The organism is Duganella sp. Leaf61 (assembly GCF_001421905.1).
Lineage (GTDB): Bacteria > Pseudomonadota > Gammaproteobacteria > Burkholderiales > Burkholderiaceae_D > Rugamonas > Rugamonas zoogloeoides.
Genome location: NZ_LMLM01000033.1, coordinates 49,162 through 66,862, shown reverse-complemented (window position 1 = coordinate 66,862; position 17,701 = coordinate 49,162). Strand labels below are relative to the sequence as shown.

At 65.6% G+C, this 17,701-nt stretch carries 14 protein-coding genes; 2 read left to right on the top strand and 12 right to left on the bottom strand.

What is annotated here, in order from left to right:
• Nucleotides 1-12: 12 nt before the first annotated feature.
• From ASF04_RS25470 to wrbA, 11 genes are all read right to left on the bottom strand, one after another.
• Entirely contained in the window at nucleotides 13-714 is a 702-nt protein-coding gene (locus ASF04_RS25470) for an alpha/beta fold hydrolase (RefSeq protein ID WP_056148179.1), read from the bottom strand.
• A complete protein-coding gene (locus ASF04_RS25465; RefSeq protein WP_056148176.1) occupies nucleotides 711-1,682 on the bottom strand; it encodes a thymidylate synthase in 972 nt (323 codons plus the stop codon). Before ASF04_RS25465 ends, ASF04_RS25470 begins: the two co-directional genes overlap by 4 nt.
• A 107-nt stretch (nucleotides 1,683-1,789) precedes the next feature.
• Nucleotides 1,790-3,331: a DEAD/DEAH box helicase gene (locus tag ASF04_RS25460; RefSeq protein WP_056148173.1), complete on the bottom strand. Its 1,542-nt coding sequence runs from the start codon at nucleotides 3,329-3,331 to the stop codon at nucleotides 1,790-1,792.
• 80 nt (nucleotides 3,332-3,411) lie between these two features.
• Complete coding sequence (locus ASF04_RS25455; protein ID WP_056148170.1) at nucleotides 3,412-4,500, bottom strand: low specificity L-threonine aldolase; 1,089 nt, start codon at nucleotides 4,498-4,500, stop codon at nucleotides 3,412-3,414.
• 43 nt (nucleotides 4,501-4,543) lie between these two features.
• On the bottom strand, nucleotides 4,544-6,421 hold the full coding sequence (locus ASF04_RS25450) for an ABC transporter transmembrane domain-containing protein (protein ID WP_056148167.1): 1,878 nt from the start codon (nucleotides 6,419-6,421) through the stop codon (nucleotides 4,544-4,546).
• A gap of 28 nt (nucleotides 6,422-6,449) precedes the next feature.
• Entirely contained in the window at nucleotides 6,450-7,541 is a 1,092-nt protein-coding gene (locus ASF04_RS25445) for a lipocalin-like domain-containing protein (protein ID WP_056148164.1), read from the bottom strand.
• Nucleotides 7,541-10,111 carry an FtsX-like permease family protein gene (locus ASF04_RS25440; RefSeq protein ID WP_056148161.1) on the bottom strand — a complete coding sequence of 857 codons (2,571 nt, stop codon included), beginning with the start codon at nucleotides 10,109-10,111 and terminating at the stop codon, nucleotides 7,541-7,543. Before ASF04_RS25440 ends, ASF04_RS25445 begins: the two co-directional genes overlap by 1 nt.
• Nucleotides 10,111-10,572, bottom strand: coding sequence for a DUF4124 domain-containing protein (locus tag ASF04_RS25435; protein WP_056148158.1), 462 nt, complete (start codon nucleotides 10,570-10,572; stop codon nucleotides 10,111-10,113). Before ASF04_RS25435 ends, ASF04_RS25440 begins: the two co-directional genes overlap by 1 nt.
• A gap of 11 nt (nucleotides 10,573-10,583) precedes the next feature.
• Nucleotides 10,584-12,002, bottom strand: coding sequence for an FAD-binding oxidoreductase (locus tag ASF04_RS25430; RefSeq protein ID WP_056148155.1), 1,419 nt, complete (start codon nucleotides 12,000-12,002; stop codon nucleotides 10,584-10,586).
• The gene (locus ASF04_RS25425; protein ID WP_056148152.1) at nucleotides 11,999-12,406 is read right to left on the bottom strand and encodes a DUF2069 domain-containing protein; all 408 of its coding nucleotides are present in this window, start codon (nucleotides 12,404-12,406) and stop codon (nucleotides 11,999-12,001) included. The genes ASF04_RS25430 and ASF04_RS25425 overlap by 4 nt, the downstream gene beginning before the upstream one ends.
• 11 nt (nucleotides 12,407-12,417) lie before the next feature.
• Nucleotides 12,418-13,026 carry an NAD(P)H:quinone oxidoreductase gene (gene wrbA, locus ASF04_RS25420; RefSeq protein ID WP_056148150.1) on the bottom strand — a complete coding sequence of 203 codons (609 nt, stop codon included), beginning with the start codon at nucleotides 13,024-13,026 and terminating at the stop codon, nucleotides 12,418-12,420.
• 81 nt (nucleotides 13,027-13,107) lie between these two features.
• On the opposite strand from wrbA, the gene ASF04_RS25415 reads away from it, so the two are divergent.
• Both ASF04_RS25415 and ASF04_RS25410 read left to right on the top strand, forming a co-directional pair.
• On the top strand, nucleotides 13,108-14,484 hold the full coding sequence (locus tag ASF04_RS25415; RefSeq protein ID WP_056148148.1) for a YihY family inner membrane protein: 1,377 nt from the start codon (nucleotides 13,108-13,110) through the stop codon (nucleotides 14,482-14,484).
• A gap of 187 nt (nucleotides 14,485-14,671) precedes the next feature.
• The gene (locus ASF04_RS25410; protein WP_056148144.1) at nucleotides 14,672-15,130 is read left to right on the top strand and encodes a CBS domain-containing protein; all 459 of its coding nucleotides are present in this window, start codon (nucleotides 14,672-14,674) and stop codon (nucleotides 15,128-15,130) included.
• Nucleotides 15,131-15,179: 49 nt separating this feature from the next.
• Here ASF04_RS25410 and ASF04_RS25405 read toward each other — a convergent pair whose 3' ends face one another.
• Nucleotides 15,180-17,486: a bifunctional diguanylate cyclase/phosphodiesterase gene (locus ASF04_RS25405; protein WP_056148141.1), complete on the bottom strand. Its 2,307-nt coding sequence runs from the start codon at nucleotides 17,484-17,486 to the stop codon at nucleotides 15,180-15,182.
• Between the last annotated feature and the right edge of the window lie 215 nt (nucleotides 17,487-17,701).

Here is a 17,701-nt window from a genome sequence, read left to right as displayed (position 1 = left end):
TGGTGCAGTCGTTCATCGGTAGAACGCGTTCAGCAGGTCTGCCAGCGGCTCGGGCGCTTCCAGCGGAATCATGTGCCCTGTGTCTTGCGCAATCATCTCCAGCCGCGCAGCGGGCAGGCGTGAGGCCATGTCGCGCAGATCGGCTGCAGGTACCAGCTGGTCGCCGTCGGCGCCCACAATCAGCACCGGGAACGGCAACTCTTGCAGCCGGTCCATGTAATCGACGCGGTCGATGGTGGTGGTGAACTGCGCCAGCAGCACCTCTTTACCCAGGTCCACGGCCATTTGCTGGATCACGCCGGTGATCGACTCGTCGGCCATGTGAGCGGGATGCAGCAGCTCGCGCAGGCGCTGGCGCGTCATGCCCGAATAGGCATTCTTTTCCAGCATGGCGACAATGCGCTTGCGCGCTTGCGCTTCCGTCGGCAGCAAACCCTTGCAGGAGTTGGCGATCAGGACCAGCGTCCCGATGCGCTCCGGGTGCGCCACCGCGTATTCCACGGCCAGGTAGGCGCCCAGCGAAAATCCCACCAGGTTGGTTTTTGGGGCGCTGTGCGCGGCGATCAGTTCGCGCATCTGCTCGCGCGTGCGTGCCTTGTGCAACGGCACGTGATTCAGGTCGAAACCGCCCAGCAGCGGCGCCACGCGCGACCACATGCGCTCGTCGCACAGCGTACCTGGGATCAGGTCGAGACGATTTTTCCGGTCCGTCATACCGCCATGGGCGCGGTGAGCGGCGCGTGGTGTTCGTAGCCTTCGAGCGAGAAGTCGGATGGTTCGATTTTTTCCAGCCATTCCGGCTCGTACTTGCCGGTGCTGGCGAAGTCCGGCACGCGGTCCGAGATGCGCAGCTGCGGCGCCGCGAACGGCGTGCGGGTGAGCTGCTCCTTGACCATGTCCATGTGGTTCTCGTAGATGTGCGCATCGCCGATGAAGTAGCTGAACCAGCGCGGCGTGTAGCCGGTGAGGCGGCCCACCAGGTGCATCAGCGCGGCGCCCTCGGCCAGGTTGAACGGCGTACCCAGTCCCAGGTCGTTCGAGCGCACGTACAGGCACATCGACAGCTCGCGCGTGGTCGGATTCGGGATGAACTGGTACAGCAAATGGCACGCGGGCAGGGCGACCGAATCGAGCACCGCCGGGTTCCAGCCGTGGAACAGGATGCGGCGGCTGCCCGGGTTGTTGACGATGGTGTCGAGGCATTCGCGCAGCTGGTCGATCGACTTATGCAGCAGCACCTTGGTCGCGCCGTTGTCTTCGAATTGCGAGATCAGGCGGAAGCCGTTCTTCTGGGCGTCGGCGATTTGCGCGTGCTGGTCCACGTCCAGCAGCTTGAAGCCGGGCCACTGGCGCCACTGCACACCATACACGGGTCCAAGATCGTCTTCACCGAGGCGGTACGGATTATCGAGCCACTGCTGGTTTTCGTTGGCATTCTGATCCCAGACCTTGCAGCCCAGCGCGCGGAACTCGGCCGCGTTGCGCGAAGCGCGCATGAAAGCGCACAGCTCGCCGATCACGGACTTGAACGCCAGCCGCTTGGTGGTCACGGCCGGAAAACCTTCGCGCAGGTCGAAGCGCATCATGGCGCCGGGAACGCTGAGGGTGCGGATGCCGGTGCGGTTGTCCTGCCAGCTGCCGGTGTCGAGGATGGTTTGGATCAGGTCCAGGTATTGCTTCATTTGAATCTCCAACGTGGTGCGGAAGCACGCTTTGTCGGTGCCATCCCGGGGATCGGGAATACCCGAAGGCGGGTATTTTAGCAGGACCGCACCTTCAACGTCGAAGCTTAGCGTGGGCCAGCCTTGGGCTTGCGGCTTCCTGCCTGCGCCATGACCTTGCCGGCAGCGCGCGCCAGCGATTTGGCGCCGCGCCCTCCGGTGACCACGATGGCGCCTTGTGGCGCAGCCGCCTTGGCCGGCGACCGGGACCCAGGCTTGCTGCCACCAGCGGCCGGGCCGGACGGCGCGCGCGTCGCTGGCTTGCCACCGCCGGCAACCCCTTTGGCGCCGCCAGCCGATGCCGCTGCCTTGCCGTTGCGACCAGCCGCAGGCGAAGGAGCTGCTGAAGGCGCTCGCGCCGCCTCCTTGCCACCCGCCGGCCCCGTAAACGGCCGCTTCTTCTTGCCCGGCGCCGCAGCAGCAGCTTTTTTCGCCGCTGCTGCCGCCGCTGCGGCAGGCGCGGTTTCCGGCACCCGGTGGTCGGCCTCGAAGCCCGGCTCCTCGAAGCGCGCGATCACCTGGCGTGTCATGGTTTCGATGGCTTTCAACATGTCCGCTTCATCGGCGCACACCAGCGAAATCGCTTCGCCTCCGAGGCCCGCGCGGCCGGTGCGGCCGATGCGGTGGATGTAATCTTCCGCCACCGAGGGCAGGTCGAAATTGACCACTTGCGGCAGCGCCTCGATATCGAGACCGCGCGCGGCAACGTCGGTGGCCACGAGCAGCTGCACTTCGGCCTTTTTAAACCGGGCCAGGGCTTTCAGGCGCGCCGGCTGGGTCTTGTCGCCGTGGATGGTGTCGGCCGTGATGCCGTGGTCGTGCAGGGTTTTGACCAGCAGCTCGGCGCCCTTGCGGGTTTTGACGAACACCAGCGCCTGGCGCCAGCCGAATTTGGCCAGCAGGTGCAGCAGCAATTCCGGCTTCCTGCGCTTGTCGGTCGGGATCAGCCATTGACGTACCGACTTGGTGATCGAGTTGCTGGCCTCGACCTGCACGGTGACCGGGTCCTTGAGCAAACTCTTGGTCAGCTTGCGGATCTCGTCCGAGAACGTGGCGGAAAACAGCAAGGTCTGGCGCTGTTTCGGCAGCGCCGCCAGCAGGATATCGAGGTCGCGCTCGAACCCCAGGTCCAGCATGCGGTCCGCTTCGTCGAGCACCAGCGTTTGCAGCTGCTTGAAGCTCACCGCGCCCTGGTCGAGCAAATCGATCAGGCGGCCGGGCGTGGCCACCAGCACATCGAGCCCCTTGCGCAGCTTGGCGATCTGCGGCTCGATCGGCACGCCGCCGTAGGCGACAGCGGCGCGCAGCGGCAAGTTGCCGCCGTAGCTGCGGAAGCTCTCGAACACCTGTTCGGCCAGCTCGCGGGTAGGGGCCAGCACCAGGCAGCGCACGGCCGTGGGCGCATTCTCGCCTTCCAGGGTCAGGCGTTGCAGGATGGGCAGGGCGAAGCCGGCGGTCTTGCCGGTGCCGGTTTGGGCGGCGGCCATCAGGTCGCGGCCCGCCAGCACGGCGGGAATCGCCTGCTTCTGGACCGGCGTCGGCTGCTTGTAGCCCAGGGTGTCCAGCGTTTGCAGGAGGGGGGCGATCAGGCCCAGTGCTTGGAAAGTCATGGTATGTGCAGTGATATCGTTCAACAGCGCGCAGTGTAGCCGGTCAGGCCCCATTACGCGAATAAAGATCGGAAGCCGCGTTATTGATCGGCCAGGGCTTGCGACCACAGGGCAAGGATCTCGTGCACCCGCGCGTCCGGCAGGTACAGCAGGTTGTCGCCCACGTACAGCTCGACGTAGCAGCGCCCGGGCAGCGCCGCGTGCTGGGCGCCGTTGAACAGCCACACGCCGTGCTGGCCGGCGATGCGGTTGCGGATGTCGAGTGCATGGTCGCGCGCTACCGGCAAATGCAGGTGCAGCATGTTGGCGTGCGGGCGCCCCGGATTCGGTACCAGCAGCGGGTACTTGCGCAACTGCTGGTACAGCCATTCGGTGCGACGGAAGTAGTCGGGCATGGCGGCCAGGCGGGCGTCGAACTGCATGGCGGCGGCCACCACGTACGGCGTGCGTTGATAGACATTGCCGCCCTGGCGACGGAACCATTCGCGGGCGCGGTCGATGAAGGCGGCGTCGCCCGCCAGCATGGCGCCGGCCATGCCGCCGATGCCCTTGTACAGCGACACATAGACGGTGTTGAAGCCGGCGGCAATCTGCGCCACGTCGCGGCCGTAGGCGGCCGCCGTCTCCCACAGCCGGGCGCCATCCATGTGCAGGTGAATGCCTTGATCGCGGCAGCAGTCCTTGATGGCGGCCAGTTCGTCCCAAGACGGGCACTGGCCGCCGATTTCGCGCATCGGCAATTCCAGCAGTGCCGCGCCCAGCTTGTCGGGGATGCCTTGCAGGTCTTCCACTAACCATGGCCGGTGCGGATCACCGATCTGCAGCGCCTGGAAGTGGTCGAACAGCTGGTGGTTGCCGCGTTCGTGCCTGAGGATGTGGGCGGTAGGGTGCAGCGCCACCAGCCGGCTGCCGCGCTCCATGCACGCCAGGCGCAGCGCGGTCGCCTGCGCCATGGTGCCGGTGATGCAGAACAGCGCCGACTCGAAGCCCAGCAGGCGCGCCACCTTGGCTTCGAACTCCTGGATCAGCGGTCCGCAGCCGTAGATATCATGGGTGACGTCGTTGGCATTGCACCACTCGGACATGGCGGCGAACAGCTGCGCCGGCGTCGGTTGGCGGTGGCCGGGCAGCAGGGTGTGGCAGGTCTGGCGCAGTTCCGTGTCGTTCAAGGGGTTCCCCTTCGAGATCGGGCAATCCCCGCATGATACCGGATCAGTGGACCGTGTGAACGTTGTGAAATTGCAGCGCCGCCAGGTTGGCATAGATGCCGCCCAGCGCCACCAGCGAGGCGTGGGTGCCGGTTTCGACGATTTTGCCGTCTTCCATGACGATGATGCGATCGGCGCGCTGCACGGTGGCCAGTCGGTGGGCGATGATCACGGTGGTGCGGCCGATCATGGCCGCTTCCAGCGCGCTTTGCACCAGGCGTTCCGACTCCGCATCCAGCGCGCTGGTGGCTTCGTCGAGCAGCAGCAGCGGCGGGTTTTTCAGCAGCGCGCGGGCAATCGCGATGCGCTGGCGCTGGCCGCCGGACAGGCGCACACCGCGCTCGCCCAGGAACGACTGGTAGCCTTGCGGCAGGCGTTCGATGAATTCGTGGGCGGCAGCCATTTTTGCGGCGGCAATCACTTCATCGTCGGTGGCATCGGCCCGGCCGTAGCGGATGTTTTCCATGGCGTTGGCGGAGAAGATCACGGTGTCTTGCGGCACGATGCCGATGGCGCCGCGCAGCGTGTGCAGATCGAGCTGGCGGATGTCCACGCCATCGAGCTTGATGGCGCCGTGCTGCGGATCGTAAAAGCGCAGGAACAGCTGGAACAGCGTGGTCTTGCCAGCGCCCGATGGACCGACCACGGCCACGGTTTCGCCGGGCTGGATGTCGAGCGAGAGGCTGGTCAACGCTGCCGACTCTGGGCGCGACGGATACAGGAAAGTCACGTCCTCGAGGCTCAGCGATGCGCCGTTGGCCGCGCGCGGCGGCAGCGCCAGAGGTTGGACGGGCGCTTCGATGGCCGACTTGACCGCCATCAGTTCCAGCAGGCGCTCGGTGGCGCCGGCTGCGCGCTGCGCTTCGCCCATCACTTCCGACAACGCGCCGATGGCGCCGGCCACGATCGACGCGTACAGGATGAACTGGCCCAGATCGCCGCCCGTCATTTCGCCGTTGATCACCGCGTGGGCGCCGAGCCACAGCACGAACACGATGGCGCCGAACACCAGCACGATGGCGATCATGGTCAGCATGGCGCGCGCGCGGATGCGGCGCATGGCGGTCTGGAACGCGCCTTCCACCGATGCGCTGAAGCGGTTCGATTCGATTTTCTCGTGGGTAAAGGCCTGCACGGTGGGCATGGCGTTGAGGATCTCGCCGGCCATGGCGGAGGCATCGGCCACGCGGTCTTGCGAATCGCGCGAGAGTTTGCGCACGCGGCGGCCGAAAATGATGATCGGCAGGACGGTGAGCACCAGCAGGCCGATGATGATGGCCGAGAGCTTGGGGCTGGTCACGAACAGCATCACCAGGCCGCCGATGAACAGCAGCGAGTTACGCAGCGCCATCGAGATGCTGGTGCCCACCACGGCCTGGATCAGCGTGGTGTCGGTGGTGATGCGCGAGAGGACTTCGCCTGTTTGCGTGGTCTCGAAAAACTCGGGGCTTTGCTTGACCACGTGGCTGTACACGGCATCGCGGATGTCGGTGGTGACGCGCTCGCCGAGCCACGACACGGTGTAAAAGCGCGCGGCCGTGGCCAGCGCCAGCACGGTGGCCAGGCCGAACAGCGCCAGGAACACCAGGTCCACGTGCTTGATGCTCTTGTCACCGACTGCGCCCGGCACGGTGGCGGCGCTGCCGAAACCGAGGTCGATCATCTGCTTGAAGGCGGCGGGGATGGCCAGCGTGGCGGCGGCGGCGACCAGCAGCGCCAGGCCGGCCATGACGAACTGCCGCTTGTATGGCGCCAGAAATGGCAGCAGGCCGCGCAGGGTGGCAATGCTGCCTTTTTCGGCGATGCGCGCGGTGGAAGGCGCGGCGGACTGCGCGGGGGCGGGCTTGCTGTTGCCAGTGCTGGCGGTGGTGCTATTGGTCATCGTGTGGCTTATCTGGTTATTCCAACTACTACAATTTCATGGGGCGGACATAGCCCGTCAGTTCGAGGTACGCGCGGCCGACGCGCCGGCCGTCGCGGCTAAGCGTAACCGCGCCTTCCCAGTACACGGCGCCGGTCGAGCGGCGCGAATCGAGTTCCTGGTCGTCCTGCAGCGGTTCCACCTGCCAGATGGTAGCGCCGGTGGTCAACCGCAAGGCCACCGGATATTCTGCCTTGGTACGTGGCGAACGCCAGCGCCGCTGCGGTGTGAAATCCACCTGTTCCGGCGCGAACTGCGTGATCTTACCGGAAGCGTCGCGCCATGTCGCGTGGGCCCATAGTTTACCACCTGTCTTGCTGCGGATTTGGAAAGCCATCAGGGCGCCGCCGTCGTCGAGGTTGGCGCCGATCCATTCCCAGCCCGCCGCCTCGGCATCGAGCACCTGCGACGACCATTCGTGGTCCAGCCACGAGGCGCCCTTGACTGCCACCGCCTGGCCGGCGCGGGTGATGGTGCCGGTGGTGGTGAGCTGCGGTTCGCTGTAATAGTAGCTGGCCTGGGCGGGGTGCGGTCCCTTGCGCGAAAAGCCGCCCACGCCTTGCACCAGTACCGGCTGCGACGGCGCCAGCTTGAGCTGCAAGGTAAAACCGGAAGCCTCGACGTGGACCGCGTAGGTGCCGTCAGACTGGCGCGCCATGCGCCAGTCTTCGAGCTTGATGTCGGTGTCGCCGGTCTTAGCGTAGGCCAGGCCCAGGCCCTCGCGGGCACTGCGCTGGTCGTGCAGCAGCTTGCCATTGGTGGTGTCGGACAGCGCCGCGTGGCCGATGATCAGCTGCTTGGGTGCGAACTGGCTGGGGTTGGCGCGGTCATGGTCGCTGGCGCTGCGGAAGAACGTGACCTGGTAGCCGAGCGATTTGCCGTCTGCGGTCTCGACCCAACCGGTCACGTACCACCATTCGGTCTTGAAGTCCGGGTGGGCGCCGTAATCGCGCGGGAACTGCAATGCCGCGCCGGGCGCCAGCGGGATGACGGCCGCGAATTTGGGCGCGGCGCCCCATGCAGGAACAGTACCAGCCCACAGTAGCGCCACCATGGCCAACAACAATCGTACGAGCGGCATTACCAGTCCTCCCTGACGGCGCGTATCGGACGACCGGACAGCGATTGCCGGCCCGCCAGCAGCGCCGTCAACGCGGCGGCCGACAGCAGCAGCGCGGCGACGGCCGCCAGCAAGCCCCACGGCAGGTGCAGTTGCATGGTCCAGTGGAACGACTGCGGATTGACCACGAACACCAGGACCAGGCTGATCACCCAGCCCAGCACGAAACCGGTGGCGATGCCGAGCGCGGTGAGCGACCCGCCTTCGATGGCCAGGATGGCCAGGATCTGGCGCTGCGTCACGCCCACGTGGCGCAGCATGCCGAACTCCTTGGCGCGCGCCAGCGTCTGCGCCGAAAAGGTCGCTGCCACGCCAAACAGGCCGATCACGATGGCGATCGCTTCCAACAAATAAGTGATGGCGAAGCTGCGGTCGAAAATCTTCATCGACATGTCGCGGATGTCCGACGGGGTGCTGATGTCGAGCGTGGCGGCGAACGGCAGCGCATTCAAGGCCCGTTCCACGCCGGCGTGGCTGGTGCCCGGTGCGAGCCACAGCGCCACGCTGCTGGCGTCCCGGTCGCCGGTGATGGCGCGGTAGTCAAGCATGCGCATCTGGATCGAGCCGGTGGGCCGCGCATAGTCGCGCCACACGCCGGCCACCGTAAACGCATGTTGGCGGCCTGCCAGCGGCAGATCGACGCGCGCGCCCACCTGCATGCCGTACAAATCGACCATCGCTTCCGAGATCCACACGGGCGGCGGTTCGCCCGGCACCGGCTTGCGGACCTCTCCGACTATCGCCAGCACCTTGCCGGGATCAGTCGCATCGACGTCGCGCGCGATCAGCGCCACGGCGGGCCGGTCGGCCGCCAGCGCGATGGGCTGCACGCGCAGGAAATCGGTGCCGTCAACGCCGGTCAGCGCGGCGATGGCCTGCTGTTCGGTGGGCCGCAGCCCGGCCGTGGTGCCGCCGCTGACGGTGCTTACGTAGATATCCGCTGGGAGGATGTGGCGCATCCAGTCGTCGAGCGACACGCGGAAGCTCGACACCATGATCGCCATCGCTACCATCAGGCTAAAGCTTGACAGCACACCGCCCAGCGCGATGCCGGCCTGGCTCGACGCATTGGCCAGCCGCGCCAGCGTGAGCGTGAGCACGGGCGAGGCGCCGGGGCGGCTGGCGACGACCGCGCTCCAGCGCCGGTGCGCGGCGCGGAATACTGCGGCGGCCAGGCGTGGCATCAGCGCGATCACGCTCACCAGCAGCAGTGCGATCGACAGGTAGCCGAAGATGGGCAGCTCGAACACGGGCGGCGCCTGCGACAGCAGCGCCGCCACCGCAATGCCGGCCAGCGGCGGCCACACGGTGGCCAAACGTGAGATTGCTGCTTCCTCGGTGCCGGACTTGAGCGCCACGGCCGGCTTGGCGCGTGCCGCATCCCAGGCCGGCGCGGCGCAACCCAGTAGCGCGACAGTGACGCCCAGCGCAAAGTACACGCCAGCGGCCACCGGGGTGAAATGCACGGTCGGACGCACGCCGGAAAAAAAGCCGGCGCCCAGGTCGGCGCCCATGAAGTGCAGGGCGGTGGCGGCCAGCGCGTAACCGCCAGCGATGCCGAGGGCGGAACCCAGCACGCCCAGGCACAGGCCTTCAAGCAGGATCTGGCGCAGCAACTGGCGCCGCTCCATGCCCAGCACGCGCAGCAGCGCGAACTGGCTGCGGCGCCGGATCACCGACAGGGCCTGGGTGGAAAATACCAGGAAGGCGCCGGTAAACAGCGCGACCAGCGCCAGAACCGTCAGGTTGACGCGGTAGGCGCGGCTCATGCCCTCGTTGCGGCTGCTCTGGTCCTCGTCGTTGGGCTGGTTCACCAGGAAGCGGCCCGGGTAGTCACGTTGCAGGCGCTGCTGCAGCCGGGTTTTGAACACATCGCGGTTGACGCCGTCGCGCAGCTTGAGGTCCACGCGCGACAGCTTGCCCAGCCGGTCGAAGCGCCATTGCGCGGCGCCGATGTCCATCACGCCCAGGCGCTGGCCGGCGCGCGCGCTTTGCAGGGCGCCCGCGTAGCGCAGCGCCACCGTGCCCACGCCGAGCTGGAAGGACAACGGCTGGTCTGGCTTTGCCGAAAGCCATTGCTGTGCGGCTGGCGACAGAAAAATCGCGTCGTCGGCAAGGGTGTCCTGCAGGTGTTCTTCCGAGGGGGCGCCCACCAGGTCGGGCGAAATGAAGCCGGCGCGGAAAACGTCGATGCCGATGATCTTGAGCGCGCTGCGCTGGCCCGGTAGCGAGGCTTCCATTTCAAGGATGGGCGAGGCGACCGCCACTTCCGGCAGGGCAGCCAGCACCGGGTAAATCGCCTCATCGAACGTCGGTTCGGTGCCGCGCACCTGCACATCGGCCACGCCGGACAGGCCTTTGATGGCCGACGAAAATTCGTTGAAGGCGGCCGCGTTGATCAGGTGTATGGCAAAGCCGAGCGCGATGCCGATGGCAATTGCCGCCACCGCCACCAGCGTGCGCACCGGGTGCGCCCGCCATTCGCCCAGCAGCAGCCAGCTTCCCAACCGTCCCGGCGCCAGCGCCGTCATCAGCGGGCGCACTCCAGGGCCAGCAGTTCGGCGGCGCGGCGGGCCTTGAGGCGGGCGGCATCGACCGTGGCGGCCGTGGCGCGGCGCGCGTCATCATCGGCCCACTGGCGATTGAGGCGCAGCTTGCCGCATTTGCGCTCGTGCGTGGCGGCGACCTGCGCGGCCCTGGCGTCAAGCTTTGCTTCGTGCTCGTCGCGCGCTACGCGGGTCTTTTCCAGCGCCGCCGCTTCCTTGCGGGCGCGGGCCAGGCTGGCTGCGGCTGCCGGATCGACTTGCGGTGCCGCCGGCCGGGCAAGGGTGCTGGCCGAGGTGGCCGTGGCAGGGCAGGGCGTGTCGCCGTAGCTGACCTTGCCGTCGACGATGCATTTGTGGATGTCTTGCGCATGCACCGTATGCAGGGTGGTCGCGCATAACAGGGCCGTGGTCATCACGCCGACCGGCCCGTACAGATGAGGTTGCATGGCTGTCCCGTTCACAAAATTTTCCCGGGATTCATGATACCGAGCGGGTCCAGCGCACCTTTGATGGCCCGCATCATGTTCAGCTCCACTGCCGATTTATGGTGCACGAGTTCGTCTCTTTTCAGCGCGCCGATACCGTGCTCGGCCGAAATCGAGCCGCCAAATGCTTCCACGCAGTCGTACACCACGCGGTTGACCTGGTCCTGCTTGAGCAGGAATTCGTCGTTGGACACGCCGTCGGGCGGCGCCACGTTGTAGTGCAGGTTGCCGTCGCCGAGGTGACCGAAGCACACCAGCTGGCAGCCGGAGAAGGCGGCCTCGAGCTTCGGTTCGGTGGCGGCAATGAAGTCGGCGATGCGCGACACCGGCAGCGAGATGTCGTGCTTGATGTTCTTGCCGGCCTTGGCCTGCGCCAGCGGGATATGCTCGCGCAATTGCCACAGGCCGGTCGATTGGGCCATCGACGTGGCCACCACGGCGTCGTCGATCACGTCGCCGTCCAGCGCCGCGCCAATGGCCCGTTCCAGCAGGCCCACGGCATGGGCTTCGGACTCGCTGCTCGAGAGTTCCAGCAGCACGTACTGGGCGTGCGGCGTTTTGAAAGGCTGCGGCAGCTGCGGGAATTCGCGCGCCACCAGCGCCAGGCAATACTGCGACATCAGCTCGAAGCCGGTCAGGCTTGCACCGCAGTGGTCCTGCATCAGGTTCAGCAGCCGCAGCGCGTACACGGGCGAGGGCAGCGCGGCCAGCGCGGTAATCGCGGCTTTCGGCTGCGGGTACAGTTTCAGCACCGCGCCGGTGATGATGCCCAAGGTGCCCTCGGCGCCAATGAACAGGTCGCGCAGGTCGTAGCCGGTGTTGTCCTTGCGCAGCCCGCGCAAGCCGTTCCATATCTCCCCCTGCGGCGTGACCACTTCCAGGCCCAGGCACAGGTCCCGCGTGTTGCCGTAACGGAGCACGGCGGTGCCGCCCGCGTTGGTGGCCAGGTTGCCGCCGATGGTGCAACTACCCTCGGCCGCCAGCGACAGCGGGAACAAACAGCCTTGCGCGGCGGCCGCTTCCTGCGCGTGCTGCAGGATGCAGCCGGCATCGACGGTCATGGTGCGGTTGACGGCATCGACCTGGCGCACGGCATTCATGCGCGCCAGCGACAGCACCACCGCGCCGCCGCCGGCGTCGGGCACGCTGCCCAGCACCAGTCCGGTGTTGCCGCCCTGCGGCACGATCGGCACGCGCCACTGCGCGCAGGCGCGCACCAGGGCCGCAACTTCGACCACCGTGGCGGGACGCAGCACGGCCAGTGCCCGGCCCGTGTAGCGCCCGCGCTGGTCGGTGAGGAAGGCGGCCTTGTCGGCATCGAGGTCAAGGACGTAATCCGCGCCAACGATGGCGCGGCACTGGTCGAGGAAAGCGCTGGGTGTCTCCGTCATTTGACCGTGGTGACCTTTACTTTGTCGAGCAGTTCCTTGGCCAGCTTTTTCGCCGCCCGTTTATAAGGGCGCAGGTACAGCAGCGCGCAGGCGAAATACACGCAGACGATGATCGCCTCGCCCCAGCCCAGCCAGGCCGAGTCGCGGTCGGCGTCGCTCCAGCCGCGCACGATGCCCTCGGTGAAGTACAGCAGTATCATCATCGACGTCCACTGCAAGGTGTAGATGTCGCGCTTCCATACGCCGTACAGCGGCAGCAGCAGCGGCGCGGCCTTGAGCACCAGCCACGAACCGCCCGGTTTCAGCGGCGCGATCACCATCTCCCACAACACGCACCACACGATCAGCAGGCCCAGGCTGCCGACGGCGCCCCAGTGAAAATACTTGTGCAAGGTGGTGTGCATGGCGTCGTCCTCTAGCGGGTTGCGAGCTTGGCGGCTGTTTCGGCCAGGCGCCGGCCCTGGGCGATGGCCAGGCGCTTTTCGTCGTCGGTGATCGGGCGGGCGCCATCGAGGCCGGCCCAGTGGCTGGCGCCGTACGGCGTGCCGCCGCTGGCGGTGGTCATCAATTCCGGGTTGGTGTAGGGCAGGCCCAGCACCATCAGGCCGTGGTGGAACAGCGGCACCATCATGGTGAGCAGCGTGGATTCCTGGCCGCCGTGCAGGCTGCCGGTGGACGTGAACACGCAAGCCGGCTTGCCGGCCAGCGCGCCGGACAGCCACTGGCTCGACGTGCCATCCCAAAAGTACTTCATCGACGCGGCCATATTGCCGAAGCGGGTGGGCGAACCGACGGCGATGCCGGCGCATTCGGCCAGGTCGTCCAGTTCCACGTACGGCGCGCCGTCGAGCGGCACCTCGGGCGCCGTAGCTTCGGTGACGGTGGAGACGGCGGGCACGGTGCGCAGGCGCGCATCGCAGCCCGGTACGCTCTCGATGCCCTGGGCGATCAGCTCCGCCAATTTGCGCGTGGCGCCGTGACGCGAGTAGAACAGGACAAGAATAATCAGATTGGGTTGGCTCATCGCAGGTATTATAGGGGGTTAAAGCGGGCGCGGGCGGTGTGAAAATCGGCCGCCGCCGCTCCTGAAATCCGATTATCGCTCATGTTCCAAAAATATATACAACCGATTTTCTTCTACCTGCTGCGCAGCTGCCGCAACGGTGTCAATACCGTGCGCGCGCTGTCGTGGTCCGAAGTGCGCGACCTGGTGCTGTTCGCCCACCGCCGCCTGCGCGAGGAAAGCCTGCCGCAAGTGGCTGGCAGCCTCACTTTCACCACCGTGTTCGCGCTGGTGCCGCTGCTCACCATCGCGCTGGCGATTTTTACCACCTTCCCGATGTTTAATACCTTCCGCGCGTCGCTGGAAGCGTATTTCGTCCAGAGCGTGATGCCCAAGACGATCTCGGCCACCATCCTCAACTACCTGACCATGTTCGCGTCCAAGGCCACGAGGTTGTCGGCGGTGGGCGCGGTGGCGCTGATTTTCACGTCGATCGCCATGATGAACCTGATCGAGCGCGTGTTCAACCGCATCTGGCGCGTGCGCGGGGAGCGCAGCTGGACTCGCCGCATCCTGGTCTATTGGGCCATCATCACGCTCGGGCCACTGCTGATCGGCGTCTCGCTGACGCTGTCGTCCACCGTGTTCATGGCCACGTCCGACCTGTTCGAGCAGTTTCCGGTGGTGGGCGCCATCGTGTACACGTTCGCGTCGCTGGCCGTGACCACCGCCAGTTTTACCTTGCTGTACGTGGCGGTGCCCAATCGCGACGTGGACTGGTACGACGCCGCCTGGGGCGGCCTGGTGGCCGGCGTGGCGTTCGAACTGGCCAAGCGCGGCTTTGCGGTCTTCATCACGCAATTCCCCACGTATTCCAAGATCTACGGCGCGCTGGCGGCCTTGCCGCTGTTCCTGGTGTGGATTTATGTGTCGTGGGTGATCACCCTGATTGGCGCCTTGCTGGTGGCCGCGCTGCCGGTGGTCAAATACGAGCGCTGGTGGCACGAGGCCAAGCCCGGCGGCGAATTCGTCGATGCCATGGCCATTCTGAAAGTGCTGTTCCTGGCCTGCAAATGCGGCGACACGGCATTGGTCAGCGCCGGCACCATCCGCACCCGTACCCGGCTGGGTTTTGACGAGATGGATACCCTGCTTGAAAAAATGCTGGTCGAGGGCTGGGTGGGGCGCGTCAACGTGCCGGCGCCGCGCCGGGTGCAGTGGGGCAAGCGCGTGTCCGACGGCAGCGACCACTGGGTATTGCTGGCAAATGTAGAGAAACTGACGCTGGCCGAGGTGTACCGGCTGTTCGTGTTCGGCGGCATGGCGGTCAATGCCGGCGTGGTGGACGATGACGCGGACGAGCGCGACAAGCTGTCGGCGCGCGAAGCGGCGCAACTGGCGCGCGAAGTGGAAAACGCCGTCGAAACCGGGCTCGGCAAAAGCCTGGCAGACCACTTCGGCCCCATCGATTGCCGTTAATAACCACGCTCTGGTTGCGGTGCAGCATAAGAGTGTTGCAACACTCTTATCAAATTCTTGCGATATCGTGGGGCGTGGCGCTGGATTTTTCGCCATGCATAGGCTACATTCGGCTTAGGCTTAAACATTAAAATTAATAATGACATCATCTACCCACGAAGCCTCTCAGCGGACAGGACGGTCAAATATGAAAGTCTCCGAAATCCTGCAGGTCAAAGGCAGCATTCTCTATACCATCTCACCCGACCAGCCGTTGGCCGAAGCGGCCGACATCATGGCGGAAAAAGACATCGGCTCGCTGGTCGTCATGGAATTCGGCGACCTGGTTGGCATGCTCACGTTCCGCGAAGTGCTGCGCGCGCTGCATACCAACGAGGGCAATGTCGGCGCCGGCACGGTGCGCAAGCACATGGACGACTACCCGATCACGGTCACGCCCGATACCGAAGTCAACGAAGTGCGCCGCATCATGCTGGAAAAACATGCGCGCTATCTGCCCGTGATGAACGCCAAGACCATTCTCGGCGTGATTTCGTTCTACGACGTGGCGCGCGCGGTGCTGGAAGCGCAAAGCTTCGAAAACCGCATGCTCAAGGCCTATATCCGCGACTGGCCCGGCGATCAGGCCGAGCCGCATCCGGACTGACAGTCCAGCGCGCCCTGCGCCCGGCGTGACCGGGGCAGGGAGCCACCGTCTATTTTTCGCCGTTGAGCCATACCTGCAGCGCATCGGCCTTCATCGGCCTGGCAAACAAAAAGCCTTGCGCCAGCGGGCAGCCCAGCGCGTGCAGGATCTGCGCCTGGCGCTCGTCTTCCACTCCTTCCGCGATCACCGTCAGGCCCAGGTTGCGGCCCAATTGAATCACCATCTCGGCAATGCTGCTGCCGCGTGCCGAGCCGGTAATTTCGGTGACGAACGCGCGGTCGATTTTCAGGCGGTCCACTTGCAGGCGCTGCAAGTACGACAGCGACGAAAAACCGGTGCCGAAGTCGTCGATCGCAATCGAGACGCCGGTCTGCTTGATCTGGTCGAGCATCTCGATCAGCAAATCCGGCTCTTCCATTGCCATCGATTCGGTGATTTCCAGTTCGATGTTCTGCGGCGGCGCGCCGGTTTCCTCCAGTGCGCGGCGCAGCATCTCGAGGAAGTGCGGGTGGCGGAACTGCACCTGCGAGACGTTGACCGACATGACGAAATCGAGGTGGCCGGCCGCGCGCACGGCCATCAGTTCGCGGCACGCGGTGCGCAGCACCCATTCGCCCAGGTCGATGATCAGGCCCGAATATTCGGCGATCGGGATGAAACGGTCGGGTGAGACGAAGGTGCCGTCTTCGGTCTGCCAGCGCAGCAGCGCTTCGGCGCCGACCGGCCGCCGTGTTTCGAGGTCGATCTGCGGCTGGTACATGACGAACAGCTGGCGCTGGCCAAACGCGGTGCGCAGCGCGTGCATCATGCGTACCCGCTCGCGGATTTCCACGCCCATCGAGCGCGAAAAATAGCAGTAGCCGGCGCGTTGCTGCGATTTGGCGCGTTTCAGGGCGATGTCGGCATCCTTCAATGCGTCGCCACCGCTGCCTTCGTGTTCTTCCAGGCGCACCAGTCCCAGCGTGGCTGACAGTTGTACATCCTGGCCGTCGATGCGGAATGGCTGCTGGAACAGCGCCAGCAGCGCGGCGGGCGTGACCAGGTTGGCGTCGCCCAGCAGCGCGAAAATGTCGCCGCCAATGCGCGCCACCGTCACATGCCGCCCCAGGTCCGCCCGCAGGCGGTTGGCGACCGACACCAGCAGCAGGTCGCCGAACTGGTGGCCCAGCGCGTCGTTGGTTTCCGAAAAATGGTCGAGATCGACGAGGGCCAGCGTGGCCTGCTGGTCCGCCGGCTCCACTGTCGTGGATGCGGCCAGCCGCTCCTCCAGCATTTCGAGCAGGCGGGTGCGGTTGGGCAGCTTGGACAGCTGGTCGTAGAACGCCGCGTTGTGAAGATGGCTGACCAGTTCCACGTTGTCCAGCCCCACCGCCACGTTGCCGCAAAAGACGTCGAGCAGGCGTTCGTTGATGTCGGAGGGCGGGGTAGTAACGTCGAGGTAGGCGACAAAGTCGCGGCTGGCCTTGCCGGCGAAGTACAGGGTGATGGAGTCGGGACCGTACACATTGCCGCGTTGTGCCAGGGCCTGTTCCATGACCGCCCGGATGCTGTCGTCGGCCAGCGGTGCGTGATGGACGTGGCGGGCGTGGGCATGGGCGCCGTGGTCGAGGTGAGCGTGCCGACCGCAGGCCGCCATCACCATCAGTTCGTGGCAGCCGCCGTCGCCAGGGCAGTCCTTGACGCACAATACGCCGCTGGCGGGAATGCCCAGCAGGTCGCCGATCTGCGCCAGCACGCCGGAGGCAAAATTTTGTACACCGTGCAGCGCCATCAACTCGGTGCTGGCGTGGACGATCTGGTTCAGGCCGCGGCGGCTGTCGTCGATCTTGCGGATCTGTTCATACGAACGGATGGCCGACGTGACAGTGGTATAGAGCTTGATGCGGGTGAGTTCGGACTTGGTCTTGTAGTCGTTGATGTCGAAATCGCGGATGGCGTCGATTTCGGGCGCGTAGCCGGGCTGGCCGGTGCGCAGGATGATGCGCACATCGGCAAGCTTGAGCGTTTCGCGGATATGTCGCACCAGGTGCAGGCCGGCGTCATCCTGTTCCATCACCACGTCGAGCAGGATCACGGCGATGTCGGTTTCGGTGGCGAGCAACTGGCGCGCCTGGGTGGCAGAATAGGCATGGACGAATTCCAGCGGCCTGCCTTGCATGTCGAGGTTGCCGAGCGCGAAGGTGGTAGTGGAATGGACGTCCTCGTCATCGTCGATGATCATCACGCGCCATACGCCGGTGGTGCTGGTGTCTGTCGTTGCCGCCGGATGTTCGTCCAGGAATACCAGGTCGTCTTGATCATCCTTGGCCACAGACGTAATCTGCCGGTAGCCAGGAGGGGTGATCGGTTGGGGCATGTGTCGCGTCTCCAGGATTGCTCGGTGTTCTTCTGGGTAAGTATATAGCGAATTGTTAAAATGAACTCGAATTTCCCCTGTGATAGTCCACCGGCCGTTGCGCTGCCGTTGCACATGCGTCTGTATTGCAACAAAGAATCGACCAGGCTCACGGATGGGGCAGCGCCCCGGCACGCGTCGGGCGTGCGGTAGCTGTTAGAATATAGAAATCCCTA

Excerpts from the sequence above, each read along its gene's own strand:
- ASF04_RS25470 (WP_056148179.1), bottom strand. The coding sequence starts at position 714 with ATGACGGACCGGAAAAATCGTCTCGACCTGATCCCAGGTACGCTGTGC.
- ASF04_RS25465 (WP_056148176.1), bottom strand. The coding sequence starts at position 1,682 with ATGAAGCAATACCTGGACCTGATCCAAACCATCCTCGACACCGGCAGC.
- ASF04_RS25460 (WP_056148173.1), bottom strand. The coding sequence starts at position 3,331 with ATGACTTTCCAAGCACTGGGCCTGATCGCCCCCCTCCTGCAAACGCTG.
- ASF04_RS25450 (WP_056148167.1), bottom strand. The coding sequence starts at position 6,421 with ATGACCAATAGCACCACCGCCAGCACTGGCAACAGCAAGCCCGCCCCC.
- ASF04_RS25445 (WP_056148164.1), bottom strand. The coding sequence starts at position 7,541 with ATGCCGCTCGTACGATTGTTGTTGGCCATGGTGGCGCTACTGTGGGCT.
- ASF04_RS25440 (WP_056148161.1), bottom strand. The coding sequence starts at position 10,111 with ATGACGGCGCTGGCGCCGGGACGGTTGGGAAGCTGGCTGCTGCTGGGC.
- ASF04_RS25435 (WP_056148158.1), bottom strand. The coding sequence starts at position 10,572 with ATGCAACCTCATCTGTACGGGCCGGTCGGCGTGATGACCACGGCCCTG.
- ASF04_RS25430 (WP_056148155.1), bottom strand. The coding sequence starts at position 12,002 with ATGACGGAGACACCCAGCGCTTTCCTCGACCAGTGCCGCGCCATCGTT.
- ASF04_RS25425 (WP_056148152.1), bottom strand. The coding sequence starts at position 12,406 with ATGCACACCACCTTGCACAAGTATTTTCACTGGGGCGCCGTCGGCAGC.
- wrbA (WP_056148150.1), bottom strand. The coding sequence starts at position 13,026 with ATGAGCCAACCCAATCTGATTATTCTTGTCCTGTTCTACTCGCGTCAC.
- ASF04_RS25415 (WP_056148148.1), top strand. The coding sequence starts at position 13,108 with ATGTTCCAAAAATATATACAACCGATTTTCTTCTACCTGCTGCGCAGC.
- ASF04_RS25410 (WP_056148144.1), top strand. The coding sequence starts at position 14,672 with ATGAAAGTCTCCGAAATCCTGCAGGTCAAAGGCAGCATTCTCTATACC.
- ASF04_RS25405 (WP_056148141.1), bottom strand. The coding sequence starts at position 17,486 with ATGCCCCAACCGATCACCCCTCCTGGCTACCGGCAGATTACGTCTGTG.